The organism is Mesobacillus maritimus, from assembly GCF_044803185.1.
Classification (GTDB): domain Bacteria; phylum Bacillota; class Bacilli; order Bacillales; family Cytobacillaceae; genus Mesobacillus_B; species Mesobacillus_B maritimus_B.
Window position 1 is genome coordinate 1771735 of the sequence record NZ_CP085225.1, and the last position, 18544, is coordinate 1790278.

Genomic DNA, 18544 nt, shown 5'->3' on the forward strand with positions numbered 1-18544 from the left:
GGAGATATGAACGATACACTAAATATTGGTGGACATGAGTTTCAATCGAGATTTATTTTAGGATCAGGAAAATTTTCACTGAATTTGATGAAAGCGGTTATTGAGTATGGCGAAGCGGAGATTGTAACCCTTGCTTTACGCCGGGCCAACGCTGGTGGCGAAGAAAATATCTTGGATTATATTCCGCCAAACATTACCTTATTGCCAAACACATCAGGGGCGAGAACAGCGGAGGAAGCAGTAAGAATTGCCCGTCTTTCCAGAGAATTAGGATGTGGCGATTTCGTTAAGCTCGAGGTCATCCAAGATTCAAAATATCTACTTCCAGATAACCATGAAACAATCAAAGCAACCGAAACGCTTGCAAAAGAAGGGTTTATTGTCATGCCTTATATGTATCCGGATTTATACGCGGCAAGATCACTCGTTGATGCTGGGGCTGCTGCCGTTATGCCTTTAGGAGCTCCAATCGGCAGCAACAAAGGACTATCTACAAAGGATTTTATTCAAATTTTAGTTGATGAAATCAACTTGCCGATTATTGTTGATGCTGGGATTGGCCGTCCTTCCCAGGCATGTGAAGCGATGGAAATGGGCGTGGATGCCGTTATGTGCAATACGGCAATTGCAACAGCAAATGACGTCGCAGTCATGTCAAAAGCTTTTAAACAAGCGATTGAAGCGGGCCGTGCTGCTTATCTTGCAGGTCTTGGGCGGGTTTTGGATTTTCAGGCAGAAGCATCTAGTCCGTTAACAGGATTTTTGGAGGATTGATGATGGGAGTAAAAAGAAGAGTCGACCATATGCAGTATATGGAAGGGATGGAAGTCATCGAATCAGATTTTATGGAAAGAGTCCTAACCGCGGCAAAATCTTATGATTATGAACCATACACGAGTCGTGATGTTGAAAAAGCCTTAAGTAAAGACCACCTATCGATTGAAGATTTTGGCGTCATCCTTTCCCCGGCAGCTATGCCCTATCTAGAAGTGATGGCAAGAAAAGCAAAGCTTGCGACAAGAAAACATTTTGGTAATTCTATTTCTCTATTTACACCATTATACATCGCAAATTATTGTGAAAATGAATGTACGTATTGTGGATTTAGTGCGACCAATAAAATCAAACGAGCGACACTTACAAGGGAAGAAGCGGAAGCAGAGCTTAAAGCCATTGCCGCAACTGGATTAAAAGAAATTCTCTTTCTTACTGGGGAATCTCGATATAAATCAAACGTCGAGTATATTGGCGAGACGATTAAATTGGCCACTAAGTATTTCTCGACAATTGGAATTGAAATCTATCCATTAAACACGGATGAATATGCCTATATCCGTAGCTGTGGTGCTGATTTTGTATCTGTTTACCAAGAAACGTATAATCCTGCTACCTATGAAAAAGTTCATTTATGGGGGTCAAAACGAATTTTTCCATACCGCTTCCATGCCCAAGAACGTGCTTTACTAGGTGGTTTCCGCGGTGTAGCGTTCGGTGCGCTGCTTGGTTTAGATGATTTCCGCAAAGATGCATTTGCCACAGGCTTGCATGCCACTTTGATCCAACAAAAGTATCCGCATGCAGAGATTTCTTTTTCGACACCACGTTTAAGACCGTATATTAATAATGCAGAAAACAATTCGAAAGACGTACATGAGAAACAGCTTTTACAAGTGATGCTTGCTTATCGCTTATTAATGCCTTATGCCGGAATTACAATTTCAACGAGAGAAAGAGCAGGGTTCCGCGACAATGTCATCGGCTTGGCAGCAACGAAAATGTCGGCTGGAGTGAATGTTGGCGTCGGCGGTCATGATGAGGAACAAAAAGGCGATGAACAGTTTGAAATTTCCGATGAACGTAGTGTAGATGAAGTTCATCAGGTGATTGTCAGTAAAGGCCTGCAGCCTGTTTATCAAGACTATATTCGCGTATAGGAGAACACCATGCTTATAGTTGTAACAAACCGTAACCTTTGTCGGGATGATTTCTTGGAAAGAATTCAGTTGCTTGCTAAAGGGAACCCCCACGGAATCATGTTAAGGGAGAAAGATTTAAGTATCAGTGAATTTGAGGCTCTAACTAGTAAGGTGAAAACAATATGTGAAGAGAACAAAGTTCCGCTTATTATTAATCAAAATATCTTTATTGCGGAAAAATTAGGGCTGCCAAATATTCATTTGTCGATCAATGATTTAAGGCAAAATAATAATAAACTACGGCTTTTCTCGAACATTGGGGCTTCTGTTCATTCCATTGATGAGGCAAAAGAAGCTGAAAAATTGGGAGCTTCCTACTTAGTTGCTGGGCATATTTTTTCAACCAATAGTAAAAAGGGAGTTCCCCCAAGAGGTTTGGAATTTCTTAACAAAGTCTGTAATTCTGTTAAGATACCGGTATTTGCAATTGGTGGAATTTCTGAGGATAAGATGCAACCTATATCCACTACAGGAGCAAAAGGAGTTTGTATCATGTCGGAAGCGATGCTATGTGAAGATCCAATAGGAATCACTGACCGATTCAACATCTTTGGTTAAATTTCGTAAAAACGAACTTAGGGGTGGGGTTCCCTAGAAACCCACCCTTGTTTCTTTCGCACTTTACCACAAATTGACCAGTTGGACGGACCACTGACCTTGGGTAGATGTAATTAAAATGAATTTACAAAAAAATTTACCAAACCACTTTGCTTAGGAAAGAGTCAGGAACTGTAAAAAGACAATTTTTTTTACTGGTCTCTGGCTCCACTTATTTTTACTATGTGTGAGCATCTAAAAAAAATGCTCCCCTTCAGCAGCGATCTGAAAGGGAGCATAGAATAAGCAATGTAACTGAATCTAGACAATCTTATTTTTCATCTCAGGATAGCGATTCGAAGTTTTGATCACTCTGTCAAAACTACCGAATTTCTCCTGGACGAGTAGAAGGGAGAGTCCGCCGAAAACATGGGGACGGTTCCGACGTTTCGTTGCACCGTTATTATATAATATCAGGTAGGAGGTGAGAGAGGCGTGAATGAGGAAAAAATTGAAAGCGTGTTATTACAGTTAATTAAGATGGTAGGTAACATTCATACTGAACAGCAAGAAATGAGACAAGATCTACAAGAAATGAAGCAAGACCAAAAAACTATGCAAGAAAATCTTCAAGAATTAGAGAAAAAGGCAAAAGAACGGCATAAAGAAAGACTAGTACGCTTTACGGCAATTGAAACGGATCAAGACTTTATTTGGGCGAAAACAGCAAGGAATGAAAGAGAGATCGCTCACATTAAAGGAAGATTAAGTTAACTTCTATTAAATCTCCAACCATTTACTTCAAGGTTTCTATCCTCACCAAGGGAAGACGCAGGTTCGAGTACTCCCATTAGTTCCTTTAACGGTACTAGGCACCATCCAGAAATATGGAAGGGGAACAGTGCCCGTGATCGCCCGGAAAATTTGTCACAAGGTGTTCCATGGCAAAGCTCCGAAGCATTGAAAAAACGACTGAGAACTCACATCTGTGACTTTTTCAGTCGTTTTTTTCATTGAATAATAAAGAGTCTTAAAAACTTAAGTTATTTAAGTACACTGACCTTAACCGACCAAACCAATCGATAGTTGACAATGATACCTATCCCAATCTTTTTGAATCTATTGCAAAAAACCACGCATTTCATAATGCTAATATCCGAACGGCCCTTGCTTCTCTAATTGTATTCTTGAAAACTAACCACAATGGGAATAAAAGAATAAGACTTTACAGTTGATGGTGTAAATCATAAATACACGTTTAAAGAAATGGTTTCAACATAGATGAACTGTAAAATCCAAGCTCCTATGAGATATTAGCATATGTATAAAAAAGTGGTTTGGCAGCGGAATCATCCCCCATTTAACAGTGCAAATACATAATTGCTCGGGGCTAAAATCAAGTTCGGCACCCATGTTTTTGGTTTCAAGAATGAGAATGTACTTATGCGTAAGAATAGGAGTGTTGATTTGGAAGGAATGCTGTTCTTGAGGGAGACGTAAACCGCCTTTTTGCCACGATACCCTGGCATATAGCTGCTGATTTCTCTTTCTAGTTAAGGTATTTTATAGTGGTAGGGTCTCAGTATGAGCAAAAATAGGCCCTTTTAGAGAGAGTTTGCGAGGTTTTATGTACAAATTAGTTCCTCCTAATTAGGTTTGATAAGAAATTAGGGCACTACTGGGGCGGTTTCCTTCATTAAATTGCAAGATATTGTGAAGGATTTGTGAATTTATAGGGATGGGGGTAAATTATATTACCCTTAGGGAGAATATAATAAAAGGATGCAAAATTATATTCCCTCTGAGAGACGTTATATTCCCTAAAATGGCCCGGATATTCCCTCAAGGAGAATATCAAACTTAGTTTATTCCCTCAAGGGGAATATCGAACCTAATATATTCCCCTCAGAGGGAATAAACGGACGGGATATTCCCCTAGAGAGAATAAAAACACACCACCCGCTCAGCAAACTTCCTCCACCAATCCCCTGAACCCACCGGACGGTTCTGTCCCATTGGTGTATCCACTTCGAGGAGGGACACAAGAACCGTCCCCGGATTCCCCAAAAGATTGAAAAAGACGAAAAAACCCGATGAAAGACAAGAATGGCGTGTATCCTTTCATCGGGTTTGTTTTTTTATTTTATTTAAGAAACGTAAAGACTTTGCTAATACATCTCTCTCAACATCTTCTTTGCCCGAAAAAGCCTCGTTTTGATCGTCGAGAGATTTACTTTTAAGTGATTTTCGATTTCTTTCAAGGATTGGTCTTTAAAGTAGTAGAGCGTAAGGACTTCCTCATACATCGAAGGGAGTAGACTTAATTTGTTTCTGAGTTCTTCCTTCTCGCAAATGTTTAACACCTCAGATTCAGGTGTAGGGACCAGATCAACATGAAGCTGTCCGATATCGTCATGAGGCAAAACTTGCTGACGGGATCTCTTTCGTAAAAAATCAATACAATGATTGACCGCGATTCGATACATCCACGAATAAAGAGAACAATCGCCGTTAAATTTTTTGCGAGATAGATAGCATTTGACTAGGATTTCATGTGAGAGGTCTTCCGCCAAATAGCTATCTTTCACAAAAGAAAATGCGAGGCCATACATCTTCTTTTGATATTCCTTATAAAGCTCATTCACTTTTTGTTCATTCATTCCTTGGTCAAAGATGGCTAGATTCATGGCTTTATCTGAGTTTGTGTTCACCACAGCCTCCTCTATAACTTCTATTCTATCAGGCATGGTTTTCCCGCTCCTTCTATAACCGTTTGCTAGAAGGAAAGAACCATTCTCTCTCCGCTCAAAACAAGGGAAAGCACCCTACGTTTTCCTGAGGGGCGGGACAAGAGACTCCTTGTCTGCCCGGGTAGGGACCTTTGTCCGCTTTTATTCCACAAGCATTTCATGCAGGTATAATTCGTATTGGTTCTTTGCTTCAGAATCGTCTAAAGTGATTTGTCCTTTAAAAAGGATGTCCCCGGTTTTCACGTCTGCAACGAATACATCTGCTGCATTTATGTTTAATTTTGGATTTAATTCCGGGAAAGAGATATAGAGTTTCCCGTTCTTTATCGTTGTCATTGGTTTAGGCCCATATCCATCTCCATCTTCACCTGATCGTTGGAGCCTATACTCTTCACCAGCTTGGCTGTCTGCTAAATGATACGGAGTGACTACGATTTCTTGACCCTCTAATCCGATGAAATAAACGCTAGAGCCGTCAAAGAAGCTAAGTTCGCTATTAAATGGCAAGTCTGACACAGAGATGCTTTCTTTCTCTTTTGTTGCTAAATTGTAGGAAATGACCTCTTGTTTCACCAATTCTTCTCTGTAAGATTCAGAATCGTGAATGACTTTTATTTCCTTTTGTAAAAGAATCATGTGGTCATAGGCTTCTGTAGGACTTGTTCGAATGACTTGTGCTACGATACGGTTCCCTTCTTGCCCTTCTGGAATTTGGGAAAAGGTCTCATCATTCCTTATTGTCTGATTAGCTAAATCGATGGTATAGAGATGTTTTTCATCAAACGAGCCTTCAGGATTTCGAATCATGTTATTCGTGATGAGGTATAATTCATCCTCAATCATTTGTACATCTTCCATAAAAGCATAGTCCGTATTTTCACTATCTGGAATATCCACTGTAAAGGACTGCACGCTGCCATCTTTTTTGTTTAAAATCGAGATAGGGAATTTGAAATCATGTGAATGGAACGAATCGGTTGTATAATCCACATCCGCGTATGCCAGAAACTGATCGTTCTCAAAAAAGGAGTTTATGTTTAACCCTTTGCCACGCATAAATGTACGATAGTTTTCCTGATATTCCTTAATCACAGTTGGCGGCTCTCCGATGATCTGGTCGAGAAAGCTACGACGCTCATATGTAGATCCTTCCGAACTGATTTTTAAATCCGTAATTGTATAATTCATCGAGGAAGTATCTGAATAATACCCCACCAACTTCAAGGGTTCGATCTCTTTTGCATCACCGCTTTGTTTTTCAATCACAAACTCTGGATGATTTTCTTCTGACGTAGCGGATTTCACATAGAAAGTCCCAATACTTAGCATAATAACAACGATGATGGTTATAAACTTCCAGTATTTTCTCATTTTAAACACTCCTTATACGGTGACCTTATTCTTTAATAAGAATCCACTCACCCAAATAGATGCCGCGAATACAATTAAGCCCATGACGATTTCAAGGACAAATAATTCAATTGGATAAAAATAACTATCTAGAACGAACTCGTGTAAAAGTAGTGGCAAAATCAACACAACCACAGCGATGGCACCATATAGAAGGCCCGCAAGGATTCCTTTCCACTTGAAACTTCTTTCAAATAAGATCCCGGTAAAGAGAACAGAGACAGCCAACAATCCTAATCCATAATGGAAGATAAATTGCATAATGCTACTTGGATAAATGAGCGTTAATTCAGGCATGCTCGTTAGAACTTCTATCACACCCATATCCAATCTGAATTCATTCGGAACCATGGCTTTCAATACCATCATCTCAAATGGAATCATAATGAGTTGAACAGCAACAAACCCAAATGTCATGATAAGAATCGTTGTAATCTTTGCAAAGAAAATATTCAATCTTGACGTTGGGAGCATTAACAGTCGGTAAATAAACGTGTTTTTCCCAATCCAATCACGATACCAAATAAAAAAGATATAAAACGCTACTCCGGCAACACACAACGCGATGGGACCGAAGAACCAGGAGCTTCTTGCGATTTGTAAAAAGCTCATTTGACCGAAATTTTCAAGAAACTCCGCCTGTGGCATCATTTCTTTATACATTTTTTCATTTGCCATGTTAAGATAACTTCTTGATTGCACCATCACGCCGATCATTTGTGCAACAAATGTGATACCGAGTAAAACGGTAAAGAGCTTCGCAATCCGGTTAAATTCAAAATTAACGAGCTGCAAGTAATTTTTCATTTTTGATACACCTCTCTCATCACGTCAATGACAGACTTTCCTTCATTTTCACGTGCTGCTTCTGCGCTAAATTCCTTTGTCACCATGCCGTCATCTAGGAGAACAACCTTATCAAGCAAATGCTCAATATCTCCGATTTCATGTGTCGTGATGATCACGCCGCGATTCTCGATCAAATGGCTGGTGAAAACATTCGCAATTTCCTCCCGGCTAAACATATCAATTCCCGAGAACGGCTCGTCCATTAAGACATAGTCGACATCAAGTGCTAAACCTAGTAAAAGATTCACCTTTGCGGTATTTCCTTTTGATAGGGATGAGATTCTATTGCTTGGATCTAATCGAAAGAAACCGAGCAACTCGTTGGCGCGCTTCTGATTCCAGCAAGTATAGAAGTCTTTCATAAACTCCATGGCCTCATTGATGGTCATGTGTGGAAGCATCGTAAGGCTATCTGGGATAAAGGTGATTTTTTCAAATGAATGTTTATCAATCTGTTTTCCGTCGATTAAAATCTGTCCTTTATGAAAGGGGGTAAGTGCCATGATTGCCTTTAAAATCGTTGTCTTCCCAACGCCATTTATTCCAATTAAACAAGTGATTTCACCCTTATTTGCCGTAAAAGAAACGCCTTTTAAAATTTTCTTCCGACCGTATCTCTTTTCAATCTCTTTTACTTCAATCATGTTTAAACCTCCTTATCACTGTTTTCTGTGTACTTTTCCTTTACCAAGTCAAGTAGCTCCTCGACTGGAACATTAATGGAACGAACAGATGTCACAAACTGATCAACTGCTTCGACTAGTAGCTCGGTTCTCACCTGACCTAATATCTCGTTATCTGTCGTGATTTTACTTGGGTGATTCTTCTCTGTATATATCAAACCTTGTTCCTCCATTTCCTTGTACGCTCGTTGCGCGGTGTTAGGATTCACTTTCATTCTATTTGCCAGCTCTCGTCTGGACGGGATTTCCTCGCCCGGCTCAATTTCACCAATTGCAATCTTTTCCTTAAAATAACGAACAATCTGCAAATAAACCGGATCACGATTATTAAAATTCACATTCATGGATACAACTCCTATCCTCATCGATACCTCTCAAGTGTGTGTATTAAGTAGTTCATACACTTGCTATAGGTGTATTATATGGTTAATACACTTGAGGTGTCAAGGGGGGGGATGGACACAAAATACTCCTTCTGATAAGAGAAGGGATCTTTGTTGTGGTGGCATTATAGTAAAAAAGAAGGTTATGAAGTTGGAACAGGGGATTTTTTTATGAGAAGTTGTGTCTACTATTCCCTATTATCAGATGTAAATGTTCTATATTAGGTAAACACGGGGACGGTTCCTGTGTCTCAAAAAGGTTTTAAAGGTGCCAGGTGCTATCCAGAATGTGGAAGGTGTCTGGCCCCTTTTTGTTGGTTACCACTTCATCCGTTTACGAAGACCAGTTATGTGCGCAAGATGATGGCGGCTGTGCCATGCGTATAAGTTAATATTCATGGCTATCGTCACGGGGCCCGATTCAGGGTGATAGAAAGTCTTTTCCAAATCCGCAGGCTGCAAGGATCTTAATAAATACACCCATCGTCCATGCAGTCCTTCTAATAGAGACAAAGATACTTCGACTGGTTGACTGGAATCAGGTAATTCTGCCCATTTCTCTTCAAAATAGGGTTTAATCGTTGGGTTTTCCTCGGTAAGAGCTAATTTCATACGAATAAAGCTATTCATATGACTATCCGCAAGATGGTGAATCACTTGACGGATCGTCCATCCCCCTGGTCGATAGGGAGTGTCGATTTGTTGGTCACTTAAATCTTTAACGGATTTTCTAAGCAAAGACGGAGCCTCTTCGATTTCTTTTATACAATTGTCAATAACTGTACTTGTCATTTCCTGTTCTGGCTTAAATGGTCCAATCGGGTATTGCCATTCCTTCATCTTTCATTCCCCCCACATATCATCTATAAAAAAACAACCATCCATAGCATAAATATATTCCTCCTCTTGCAGGGGAAATCCTTCTTTTGTATGTGTTTGGTTCACACAAGCCTTGGGATATAAAATAAACTGAAACAAACGAGAGTGTTGTTCGACGAATAGGTAGCTTAATAAAACGGAGAAACAAATCATGTCTACTAGCAGGATCAGTGAGTGGTTTCACCCATCCAAACTTAGGTTAGCATCAAGTCGCCTTAAAGGACCTTTATGTAGAAATTCCATTTCCAAAAGCTAATGTTGAATTGATTAAGAGAACAATCGACGAATTTGTCATGCTCGACATCGTCGACAAGGAAACAGAAGAAGTCCTTTACACCTATGGTGAAGCATTAAGTGACGGCAAGGAAAAGCTCGTTTTCCGAGAAATTCATACCGATAAAACTTTGGTACGGTTACACGCTCTTGTTGAAATAGATGAAGAAACCCACAAGATAACAAAAGTGTTGAACGAATACGCCAACTACGACCCTCAACCAGAACGAGAAACTGTAGAAACCATCTCAAGAACAGAGAAATTTCCAGCTGAAAAGGTTGAGATACTTGCTTATATTGACCTTGACTGGGGAAATGAAATTCAAAATTTATACGAAGGATATTTAATAGGCGTTATTGGAAAGTAAAAAACATTTTTGGAACACCGGAACCGTCCTGGTGTTTCCTGGCGGGGAGGAAGTGGATCGAAGCTGGAATGAAGGAATTGAACAAGATTATTATCGTCGTTCGCGAAATACATAGATAGAGACTGTGTCCGGATATTTGACATAGAACCATACCTAATGTCCACCTAGAATGAGGCAGAGTATTGCGAAGCAAAGAACAATGAAGCAGATCCTTCTTTAAACCAACTCATTCACTTATATGAAGAGCTATATAAGAAAATATAAGAGATAAAGAGAGTGAGTATGTACTAAGTTTGAAACCGAAAAAAAGAAGATAATCTCGCATTTAATCCGGTGTTAAATCAAGATGTTTTTTACAGTTTGCAACTGAATATTGCGAATTATTAGACGTAGTGTGTAGTGCTAAGTAAGCTAATTTTATGTAGGATATGAATAACAACCGATTTTTGTTAAGAGATATATAATAGCGTTAACGCAAACAAAAAGTGTCCAAACAATGTATAAGTAACCAATTAGAATGAATATAAAGGAGTGAAACTTAGTGAAATTAGTGATGAGCTGGAATGAATGGTCTAACCTTGATGCCATTGGCCTCGCCGAATTGGTACGGGAGGGTAAGATTACCCCGCGAGAGGTGGCCGAACAGGCTGCCTTCGCCATCGACGCCTTAAATCCTGCGATCAACTCCGTCATTGAGGTCTTCGGTGATGCGGTCAATGACCCAATGAAAGACGGAACGAACTCTGGTGGAGTCTTTGCAGGAGTACCATTTCTGATGAAGGACTTAGGTCCCACTCTGAAAGGGAGGTTACAGGAGATGGGTTCCCTGCTAATGCGGGGAAATCGTTCTTCAGCCGACAGCTTCCTAACCAGTCGTATCCGCCAAGCAGGTCTTAATATCATCGGGCGGTCGACCACACCGGAGTTTGGGCTCTGCAGTTCAGCGGAGAACCCAGAAGTCTATGTTACAAGAAATCCATGGAATCTTGACTATACAACCTGCGGCTCATCTGCAGGCACCGCAGCTTCAGTTGCGGCCGGAATCATTCCAATTTCACATGCGACTGATGGTGGTGGCTCGATTCGAATTCCTGCTGGTGTGAACGGTAACATCGGTTTAAAGCCGTCCCGGGGCGTCTTTTCTGTAGCGCCCCACGGTTCGGACTTGATGGGTTTGGTCTCTGCTCAAGGTTGCCAATCACGTACCATACGTGACACCGCTGCTTTTGTGGACAATTGTAGAGGGGGAGCACCTGGCGAGTTCATGCCCTATTGGATGCCGCCTCATCCTTACTCTGAACTGATACTTCGGGATCCTAAAAAACTTCGAATTGCCGTTTCACATGAGTGGGGTGATTACCGGGCTACCCCCCAGATTGTTGCTGAATTGGAGCGGGCGGCTGGTTTCCTCGAGGCACTTGGCCATCACGTCGAGTGGGTTATCCCGGACATTGACTTTCATGCTGCCTATGGGGCACAAACCGAGTGCTATATCATGAATTTTACACAAACAATTTCGGGTTTATTGGAGCAAAAGGGCTTGGAACAGCCACCTAGTGACCTTATTGAACCGATGTGCATTCGGGTCTGGGAAGAAGGTCGTTTCGCCTCCTATACGAAACGGGCAAAGATGCAGGCGACGTTCAACGACACTTCCCGTAGGCTAGCCGCCTTCTTTGAAGATTGGGATATCATTCTAACCCCAACGATGGCCTTACCCACGCCACTGGTTGGAACGAAAGAGTATCTAACAACCAGCGACAATCCTTCCGTCTACGACTGGTTCGAGAATCTCTGGCGTATTTTCTCTTATACACCGATCGCCAATCTTTGCGGTCTGCCCGGCATCTCTTTGCCGATGGCTGAGCTTGAGAACGGGCTACCACTAGGAATTCACGCTCTTACGCGACAAGGAGAAGATGGATTACTACTGCAACTGGGAGCTCAAATCGAGCGTGCCCTAAATGGAAAATGGAACCATGGACGGAGACCTCCTATCCATGTAACGACGATTTAACTTGTGCATGGAAACGTGCAGGCGGAGAATCGGCGCTGCTCGTTTTGTAAGGCGATTCAGAAGACGATAGTAGGTATGACCAAAATAGAGACGAGGTAAAGAGCTACTCCTATTAGTGGGGGTAGCTATCTTTATCATTAATTGTAATAACCGACTTGATTTTGATTTGTATCTTATAGAACCATAGGAACCGCCTCTATGCTTAGCAGGAAAAAGGCACAACTTGGGGATAGTTGTGCCTTTTTGTATTCTATTTTCGCTTTGTTTTGGACTAGCAGAGATTTATGATTAATCTACCTTAGAGATGGCCTCGATTACTGTTCTAATTATAAAGTCGATGTCTCCATCTGTTGAAGATAATGGTGGCGAAAGAGTAAGGATGTTATTATATCCTGCTACGGTGGCTCCATTTTTTCCGATAATTAACCCATTTGCTTTGCAGTCAGCAATAATAGAGTCTATTGTTGAAGGAGCTACCGGTTCTTTCGATTCCTTATCTTCGACTAATTCGATCCCCATTAAAAGACCGAAGCTTCGAAGGTCCCCAACGAGTGGGTGATCTTTGAGCACCTGTAATTCTTGATATAGGCGTTCACCCAAAACTTTTGCCTGTTCTACAAGGTTTTCATTTTCATAGATTTCCAGATTTTTTAGCGCTAAAGCACACGCAGCAGGATTTCCGCCAAAGGTATTAACATGGCGGAGATAACCATATTCATCTGAATGTTTGAATTTTTCATAGATATCCTTTCTTACGGCTGTTGCCGAAAGAGGGAGGTAGCCGCTAGTTAAGCCTTTTGCCATAGTGACGATGTTGGGTTTCATGCCAAAGTGCATATGACCAAATTTCTTCCCTGTGCGACCAAATCCACAAATGACTTCGTCCATGATCAATAATACTCCATATTGATGACAGATTTCCTGAACCTTCTCCATATATATAGGATGGGGGACAAAAATTCCGCCTCCAGTAATGGCTGGTTCCATAATAATTGCTGCGATTGTTTCTTGGCCTTCCCAAACAATGGTCTTTTCAATTTCTAACGCACATTGCAAGTTAAACTCTTCCACTGTTTGTTCTTTTGGACGCCTGTAGCTATCGGGAGGACTGACATGGAGGAAGCCTGCTGCCAGTGGTTCATATTTATATTTTCGGACAGCCTGCCCGGTAGCTGCTAGTGCTCCCATGGAGTTGCCATGATAAGCCCGGTAGCGAGAAATAAATTTAGATCGGCTCGGTTCACCGTTTTGCTGGTGATACTGGCGAACGATTTTAAAAGCTGTTTCATTTGCCTCCGACCCACTATTTGAAAAAAATATGACATAATCATCTTCCAACCACTCATTCAATTTCTTCGATAATTCAATCGCAGGAACATGGCTTTGCGAGAGAGGGAAGTAGGGCATTGTCTTCAACTGTTCATAGGCGGCCTCTGCGAGCTCTTCACGACCGTAGCCGACGTTCACGCACCATAAACCTGACATTCCATCTAAATATTTTGATCCATTGATATCTGTGATCCACGAACCGGAGCCTTTAACGGCAACGGTAGGAGGAACGTTTTCTTTATAGGGAGACATATGATGCCATAAATATTGGCGATCATTTTCAATCAATTCATCTGTTTTATTTTTTGTGATAGACATCTTAAACCACTCCTCTTTTTAGTATTCATAACGTGCCGTCAGCATTTTTTTTCGTGTATAGAATTCAACCCCATCCATCCCATTTGCATGTAAATCTCCGTAAAAGGAATCCTTATAGCCAGAGAATGGGAAGAAAGCCATTGGGGCTGGGACACCCACATTTACACCCAGCATCCCTGCTTCAATTGTTTGGCGAAACTGTCGTACAGCTGAAGCGCTGTCGGTGTAAAGGCAAGCACCATTTGCCAATTTTGATGCATTCGCTAACTCAATTCCGTCCGTTAAATTTTTCACTCGTACGATTGAAAGAACAGGGGCAAAGACTTCATCCTGCCAAATTTTCATTTCCTGTGTCACTTCATCAAAAATTGTAGGTCCGACAAAGTAGCCGCTACCATTGACAGCTTCATCTTTACGTCCATCACGAATGAGCTTGGCACCTTGTGCAACACCTGATTCAATATAATTTAATGTCCTAAACTTGTGCTCCTCACGAATCACTGGACCAAGGAAAACATTTTCATCAAGACCATTCCCAATTGTCATATGATTCGCAGCTTCAACTAATTTTTCAATCAGTTTATCCGCTATCTTTTCTTCGACTGCCACAACGGAAGCCGCCATACAACGTTCACCTGCTGATCCAAAGGCAGCATTGGTAATTTCTTTGACAGCCAGTTCGAGCTTGGCATCACTTAAAACAATAGAATGATTTTTTGCACCAGAAAGCGCTTGGACTCGTTTAAGGTTTTCGGAGCCTTTTTTATATACATATTCGGCCACTGGTTGGGAACCAACAAACGAAATGGCTTTAATTTCCTTGTGTTCTAGCAAACCATTTACTACCTCATGGGCGCCGTTCACGATATTAAGAACGCCATTTGGTAGCCCAGCCTCTGCCAATAATTCAGCCAATCTTCCAGCTAAAAGAGGGGTGCGTTCTGAAGGTTTCAGCACGAACGTATTTCCGCAAGCGATGGCCATTGGGAACATCCAACAAGGAACCATCATTGGGAAATTGAATGGAGAAATCCCGGCAACAACCCCAAGTGGATATCGATACATTCCCGATTCTAAATTTGTGGCAATGTCAGGAAGCTGTTTTCCCATCATATGCGATGGAGCACCAGTTGCAAATTCAACACACTCTATTCCGCGCTGAACTTCTCCCATAGCTTCTGAAAGATTTTTCCCATTTTCGATTGTGATTAGTTTTGCTAGCTCTTCTCGTTGTTCGTCAAGGAGCTGTTGATACTTAAATAAGATTCTTGCCCGCTTTGGCACAGCTGTCTCTGACCAGGCTGGAAAAGCCTTCGCAGCAGCTTTAACAGCAGTATCTACATCATCTTTTGTCGAGATTGGGACTTTTGCGATTTCTTCACCTGTCGCAGGGTTGACGACGACCTCGGTAAGAGTAGAATTAGATTCCACCCATGTACCGTCAATATAATTTCTTAATTGCTTTACCTCATTCGTAATTGTTGTCAATCCATTCACCTCTTGTGAAAATTAGTAAATTGCCTAGACTGAAACTTTATGATAGTCATTTAATATTTGCTGAATGTCTGAATAAGGGACACCATGGGCTTCAGCAACTGCTTTGAACGTGACTTTTCCATCAATAACATTGATTCCCTTTGCTAATTCTTGATGGATGATAGAAGATTTTTTCACGCCAAGACTGGCTATTTTCAGAGCATATGGGACGGTCACATTGGTTAATGCAATAGTCGAGGTTCTCGGTACCGCTCCTGGCATATTGGCAACGGCATAATGAACAACGCCATGTTTTTCATAGGTTGGTTTACTATGAGTGGTGATCCGATCAATCGTTTCAATAGATCCACCTTGGTCGATCGCTACATCGACGACAACAGAACCAGGTTGCATATTTGCAATCATTTCCTCTGTTACGAGACGGGGGGCACGTGCTCCGGGGATAAGGACGGCTCCAACTAGTAAGTCGGCTCTTTTAACCGCTTCAGCAATGGTGTAGGGATTGGACATAATCGTGTTCAGTCTACCTTGGAATTGGTCATCTAATTCACGTAGTCTAGCAGCATTGATGTCAAGAAGTGTCACCCTTGCCCCTAAGCCAATCGCCATTTTTGCTGCATTTGTTCCGACAACTCCACCACCGACAATCACGACTTCTGCGGGAGAAACACCAGGTACGCCGCCGAGGAGGATTCCTTTTCCTCCCTTAGGTTTTTCTAAAAACTGAGCACCAACCTGTATGGCCATCCTTCCAGCCACTTCGCTCATAGGGGTTAACAATGGAAGAGCCCCATTTTCCAATTGAATGGTTTCATACGCAATGGCTATGACTTTTTTCTCAACTAATGCTCTTGTCAGTTCATATTCTGGGGCGAGGTGTAGATACGTAAATAAAATCAATCCTTCGCTAAAATATTGGTACTCTTCGGGCATAGGTTCTTTTACCTTGATTACCATTTCTGTAGACCACGCCTCTTTGGCTGAGGAGACAATCTTTGCCCCTGCCGCAAGATATTCTTCATTTTGAAAGCCACTCCCAATCCCTGCATCTTGTTCTATCCAAATTTCATGTCCAACAGATATAAGGGTTGAAGCGCCTGCAGGTGTCATGCCAACTCGGTTTTCGTTGTTTTTGACTTCCTTTGGAACACCAATAATCATTTTTATCTCTCCTTTTCATCTTTTTGAAGCTTAATTCCACTTTATAAAAGATTCGAAATAATTGCGTTAGACAAAGTGTAAAAAAGAAGGAGGTTGTTGTTTGCCGTCTCGTATGCTCGTAATGGAACTGATTTCTGTTTAACTGAGTTTGATCGCTTTGACGATGTAGTTTCAAAATAACCCGTAATCCAGAGAACTCCTGAAATAGATAGGAAACGCTAGAAATATTGATATATAAGCGTTTTCTTGGGTTTCCATTTGATCACTTCAGTTTTTTTTTATGTCAATAAGAGTGACAGAATGATAGATAAACCCCAATTCTTGATTTTATAATGAGACATCAATTTGTTTAGATGAAAGAGGGTAGGTACGATGGAATCTTATTTAACGATTGAAGAAATCATGGGACGAAAATATTTTAAGGATAGCCAGATAATCGGAGGGGAGCATGTTTACAAACGAATTGTCAAATGGGTCCATGTTGTGGAAATTCCACAATTCAACCATTTACTAAAGGGAGCCGAATTAATATTAACGACTGGAATCGTTTGGAAGGATGATGAAAGTCATTTTCTTTCTTTTATCAAACAATTGATTCAAGCAAATGCAGCCGGTCTTTGTATTGAAATGGGGACACATATTACGTCGATACCTCAAAAAGGGATTGAGTTTGCTAAAGAGAATGATTTCCCCCTTATCCTCTTTCAAAAGGAAGTCCCGTTTGTTGAAATCACTCAAGATATCCATTCGGTTATCATCAATAAGCAATATGCGGTACTTGCTAGTATTGAAAAATATTCCCAAGAGCTTAATACAAAACTATTGGAGGTGAACCATTATGAGCAAATATTAAAATTCATCCAGCGGTTTTTAAATGTTCAAGTGTTAACCCTTTTTCATCATAACGAGGTGAAAGCGTACCCTTCAATGAAGAAAGAGGAAATCGAAAACTTAATACATAAAGTCGAAAGCATGAATCGCCCCTCCTTCTTAACCCAAACTATTCAAATACTCGGTGAGAACTATGCTGACCTTGTCATCCATTCAAATGACCGGGATTTAACAGATTTTGACTCTATTATATTAGACAGGACAGCTACCTCTCTTGCACAGTATTTTTTACGAGACTTTTATGTAGAAGAGAAAAAGTCTACCAAAGATGATGAATGGATTAAAACCTGGTTGGATGGGGAGCACACCGATAAGGAAATCAACAGTCAGCTTTCGTATTCTTATCCTGATTTAAAATTAAATGGTGCAACCGTATGTATTTGTAAATTCCCTCCAACTCTCACTAAGACAAGAGCCATCGACCCCACCTATTTTATTTTATTGTTCCGCAACATCATGGAACAGAGTGGGTTTCAAGTGATTTCCACAGAGAGACAACACAACCAAATCTTTATTTTGGGTGATAAAAGATCACCGGATACTTGGAAAGAAAGAATCTCTAGTGCTTTTGACCGTTTAAATACCTCAGAAAGGAATGGTAAGAAACGATTTAACGGTGTGTCGTATGGTGTTGGACGATATGTGACTCATGTAGAAGATGTCCACGTAAGCTACCAAACGGCAAAAGAAGTATTGGTACTAAGAGAAGGGTTAGAAGATGATGAGTATCAGAGTTGTTTTTATCAAGATTATCATATTCATAGAATTCTTAACTTGGTACATGACCACAATCAATTAGAGGAAATACTTTATGAATATCTACAACCACTTATTGAACACGACCAAAAATTTAATGGAGAGTTACTAACCACACTGAGAACCTACCTACACAGCAATGGTTCAAAACAAGAAACCGCAAAAAAATTATTTATTGTAAGACAAACCCTTTATCATCGTTTAGACAAAATTGAAAGAATCCTAGGGAAGGATTTCTTGAATCCTGAAAAACGTTTGGCCATTGAATTCTTAGTTATGGCCTATGACTATTCGTTGCATAAGAAGAAAAATTCTCCTATTCGACAACAGCTTTAACATTAAGGCCTTTGTGGTTCGCACCAAGAAGGTCGTGGTTCTAAACACACCATTGCCGACTCGTTAGTATGACAGGTTTGTTAGATTTAGTTACGAAGGTTTGATTTTTATTGATAAAGAAAAATGGATTA

At 40.8% G+C, this 18544-nt stretch carries 16 protein-coding genes; 7 read left to right on the plus strand and 9 right to left on the minus strand.

Going from position 1 to position 18544, the window contains the following annotated elements; translation table 11 throughout:
• The first annotated feature begins 6 nt into the window (after nucleotides 1-6).
• The 4 genes from LG336_RS08410 to LG336_RS08425 all read left to right on the plus strand — a co-directional run bounded on the left by LG336_RS08410 (nucleotide 7) and on the right by LG336_RS08425 (nucleotide 3287).
• Nucleotides 7-774 (plus strand): thiazole synthase, encoded by a 768-nt coding sequence (locus LG336_RS08410; RefSeq protein WP_404332125.1) that lies wholly within the window; start codon nucleotides 7-9, stop codon nucleotides 772-774.
• A complete protein-coding gene (gene thiH, locus LG336_RS08415) occupies nucleotides 774-1934 on the plus strand; it encodes a 2-iminoacetate synthase ThiH (protein WP_404332126.1) in 1161 nt (386 codons plus the stop codon). Before LG336_RS08410 ends, thiH begins: the two co-directional genes overlap by 1 nt.
• A 9-nt stretch (nucleotides 1935-1943) precedes the next feature.
• Nucleotides 1944-2534, plus strand: coding sequence for a thiamine phosphate synthase (locus tag LG336_RS08420; RefSeq protein WP_404332127.1), 591 nt, complete (start codon nucleotides 1944-1946; stop codon nucleotides 2532-2534).
• A 474-nt stretch (nucleotides 2535-3008) separates the two neighbouring features.
• Nucleotides 3009-3287: a hypothetical protein gene (locus LG336_RS08425; RefSeq protein ID WP_404332128.1), complete on the plus strand. Its 279-nt coding sequence runs from the start codon at nucleotides 3009-3011 to the stop codon at nucleotides 3285-3287.
• Nucleotides 3288-4681: 1394 nt separating this feature from the next.
• Here the strand turns inward: LG336_RS08425 and LG336_RS08430 are convergent.
• The 6 genes from LG336_RS08430 to LG336_RS08455 all read right to left on the minus strand — a co-directional run bounded on the left by LG336_RS08430 (nucleotide 4682) and on the right by LG336_RS08455 (nucleotide 9428).
• The gene (locus LG336_RS08430) at nucleotides 4682-5260 is read right to left on the minus strand and encodes a sigma-70 family RNA polymerase sigma factor (RefSeq protein ID WP_404332129.1); all 579 of its coding nucleotides are present in this window, start codon (nucleotides 5258-5260) and stop codon (nucleotides 4682-4684) included.
• A gap of 144 nt (nucleotides 5261-5404) precedes the next feature.
• Entirely contained in the window at nucleotides 5405-6634 is a 1230-nt protein-coding gene (locus LG336_RS08435; RefSeq protein ID WP_404332130.1) for a hypothetical protein, read from the minus strand.
• Between the two features lie 12 nt (nucleotides 6635-6646).
• Nucleotides 6647-7480: a hypothetical protein gene (locus LG336_RS08440; RefSeq protein WP_404332131.1), complete on the minus strand. Its 834-nt coding sequence runs from the start codon at nucleotides 7478-7480 to the stop codon at nucleotides 6647-6649.
• Nucleotides 7477-8166 (minus strand): ATP-binding cassette domain-containing protein, encoded by a 690-nt coding sequence (locus LG336_RS08445; RefSeq protein WP_404332132.1) that lies wholly within the window; start codon nucleotides 8164-8166, stop codon nucleotides 7477-7479. The genes LG336_RS08440 and LG336_RS08445 overlap by 4 nt, the downstream gene beginning before the upstream one ends.
• Before the next feature lie 2 nt (nucleotides 8167-8168).
• Nucleotides 8169-8549 (minus strand): GntR family transcriptional regulator, encoded by a 381-nt coding sequence (locus tag LG336_RS08450; RefSeq protein WP_404332133.1) that lies wholly within the window; start codon nucleotides 8547-8549, stop codon nucleotides 8169-8171.
• A gap of 357 nt (nucleotides 8550-8906) precedes the next feature.
• The gene (locus LG336_RS08455) at nucleotides 8907-9428 is read right to left on the minus strand and encodes a YfiT family bacillithiol transferase (RefSeq protein ID WP_404332134.1); all 522 of its coding nucleotides are present in this window, start codon (nucleotides 9426-9428) and stop codon (nucleotides 8907-8909) included.
• A gap of 302 nt (nucleotides 9429-9730) precedes the next feature.
• On the opposite strand from LG336_RS08455, the gene LG336_RS08460 reads away from it, so the two are divergent.
• Nucleotides 9731-10108 carry a hypothetical protein gene (locus tag LG336_RS08460; RefSeq protein WP_404332135.1) on the plus strand — a complete coding sequence of 126 codons (378 nt, stop codon included), beginning with the start codon at nucleotides 9731-9733 and terminating at the stop codon, nucleotides 10106-10108.
• A gap of 541 nt (nucleotides 10109-10649) precedes the next feature.
• Nucleotides 10650-12125, plus strand: coding sequence for an amidase (locus LG336_RS08465; RefSeq protein WP_404332137.1), 1476 nt, complete (start codon nucleotides 10650-10652; stop codon nucleotides 12123-12125).
• 288 nt (nucleotides 12126-12413) lie between these two features.
• Here LG336_RS08465 and LG336_RS08470 read toward each other — a convergent pair whose 3' ends face one another.
• Genes LG336_RS08470 through ald form a run of 3 tightly spaced genes read right to left on the minus strand, consistent with a single transcriptional unit; the run spans nucleotide 12414 to nucleotide 16430 of the window.
• Complete coding sequence (locus LG336_RS08470) at nucleotides 12414-13772, minus strand: aspartate aminotransferase family protein (protein WP_404332138.1); 1359 nt, start codon at nucleotides 13770-13772, stop codon at nucleotides 12414-12416.
• An 18-nt stretch (nucleotides 13773-13790) separates the two neighbouring features.
• On the minus strand, nucleotides 13791-15260 hold the full coding sequence (locus LG336_RS08475) for a CoA-acylating methylmalonate-semialdehyde dehydrogenase (RefSeq protein ID WP_404332139.1): 1470 nt from the start codon (nucleotides 15258-15260) through the stop codon (nucleotides 13791-13793).
• A 33-nt stretch (nucleotides 15261-15293) separates the two neighbouring features.
• Nucleotides 15294-16430: an alanine dehydrogenase gene (gene ald, locus LG336_RS08480; protein WP_404332140.1), complete on the minus strand. Its 1137-nt coding sequence runs from the start codon at nucleotides 16428-16430 to the stop codon at nucleotides 15294-15296.
• Between the two features lie 372 nt (nucleotides 16431-16802).
• On the opposite strand from ald, the gene LG336_RS08485 reads away from it, so the two are divergent.
• Nucleotides 16803-18413, plus strand: a complete 1611-nt coding sequence (locus LG336_RS08485) for a PucR family transcriptional regulator (RefSeq protein ID WP_404332141.1) — start codon at nucleotides 16803-16805, stop codon at nucleotides 18411-18413.
• Nucleotides 18414-18544: the final 131 nt, after the last annotated feature.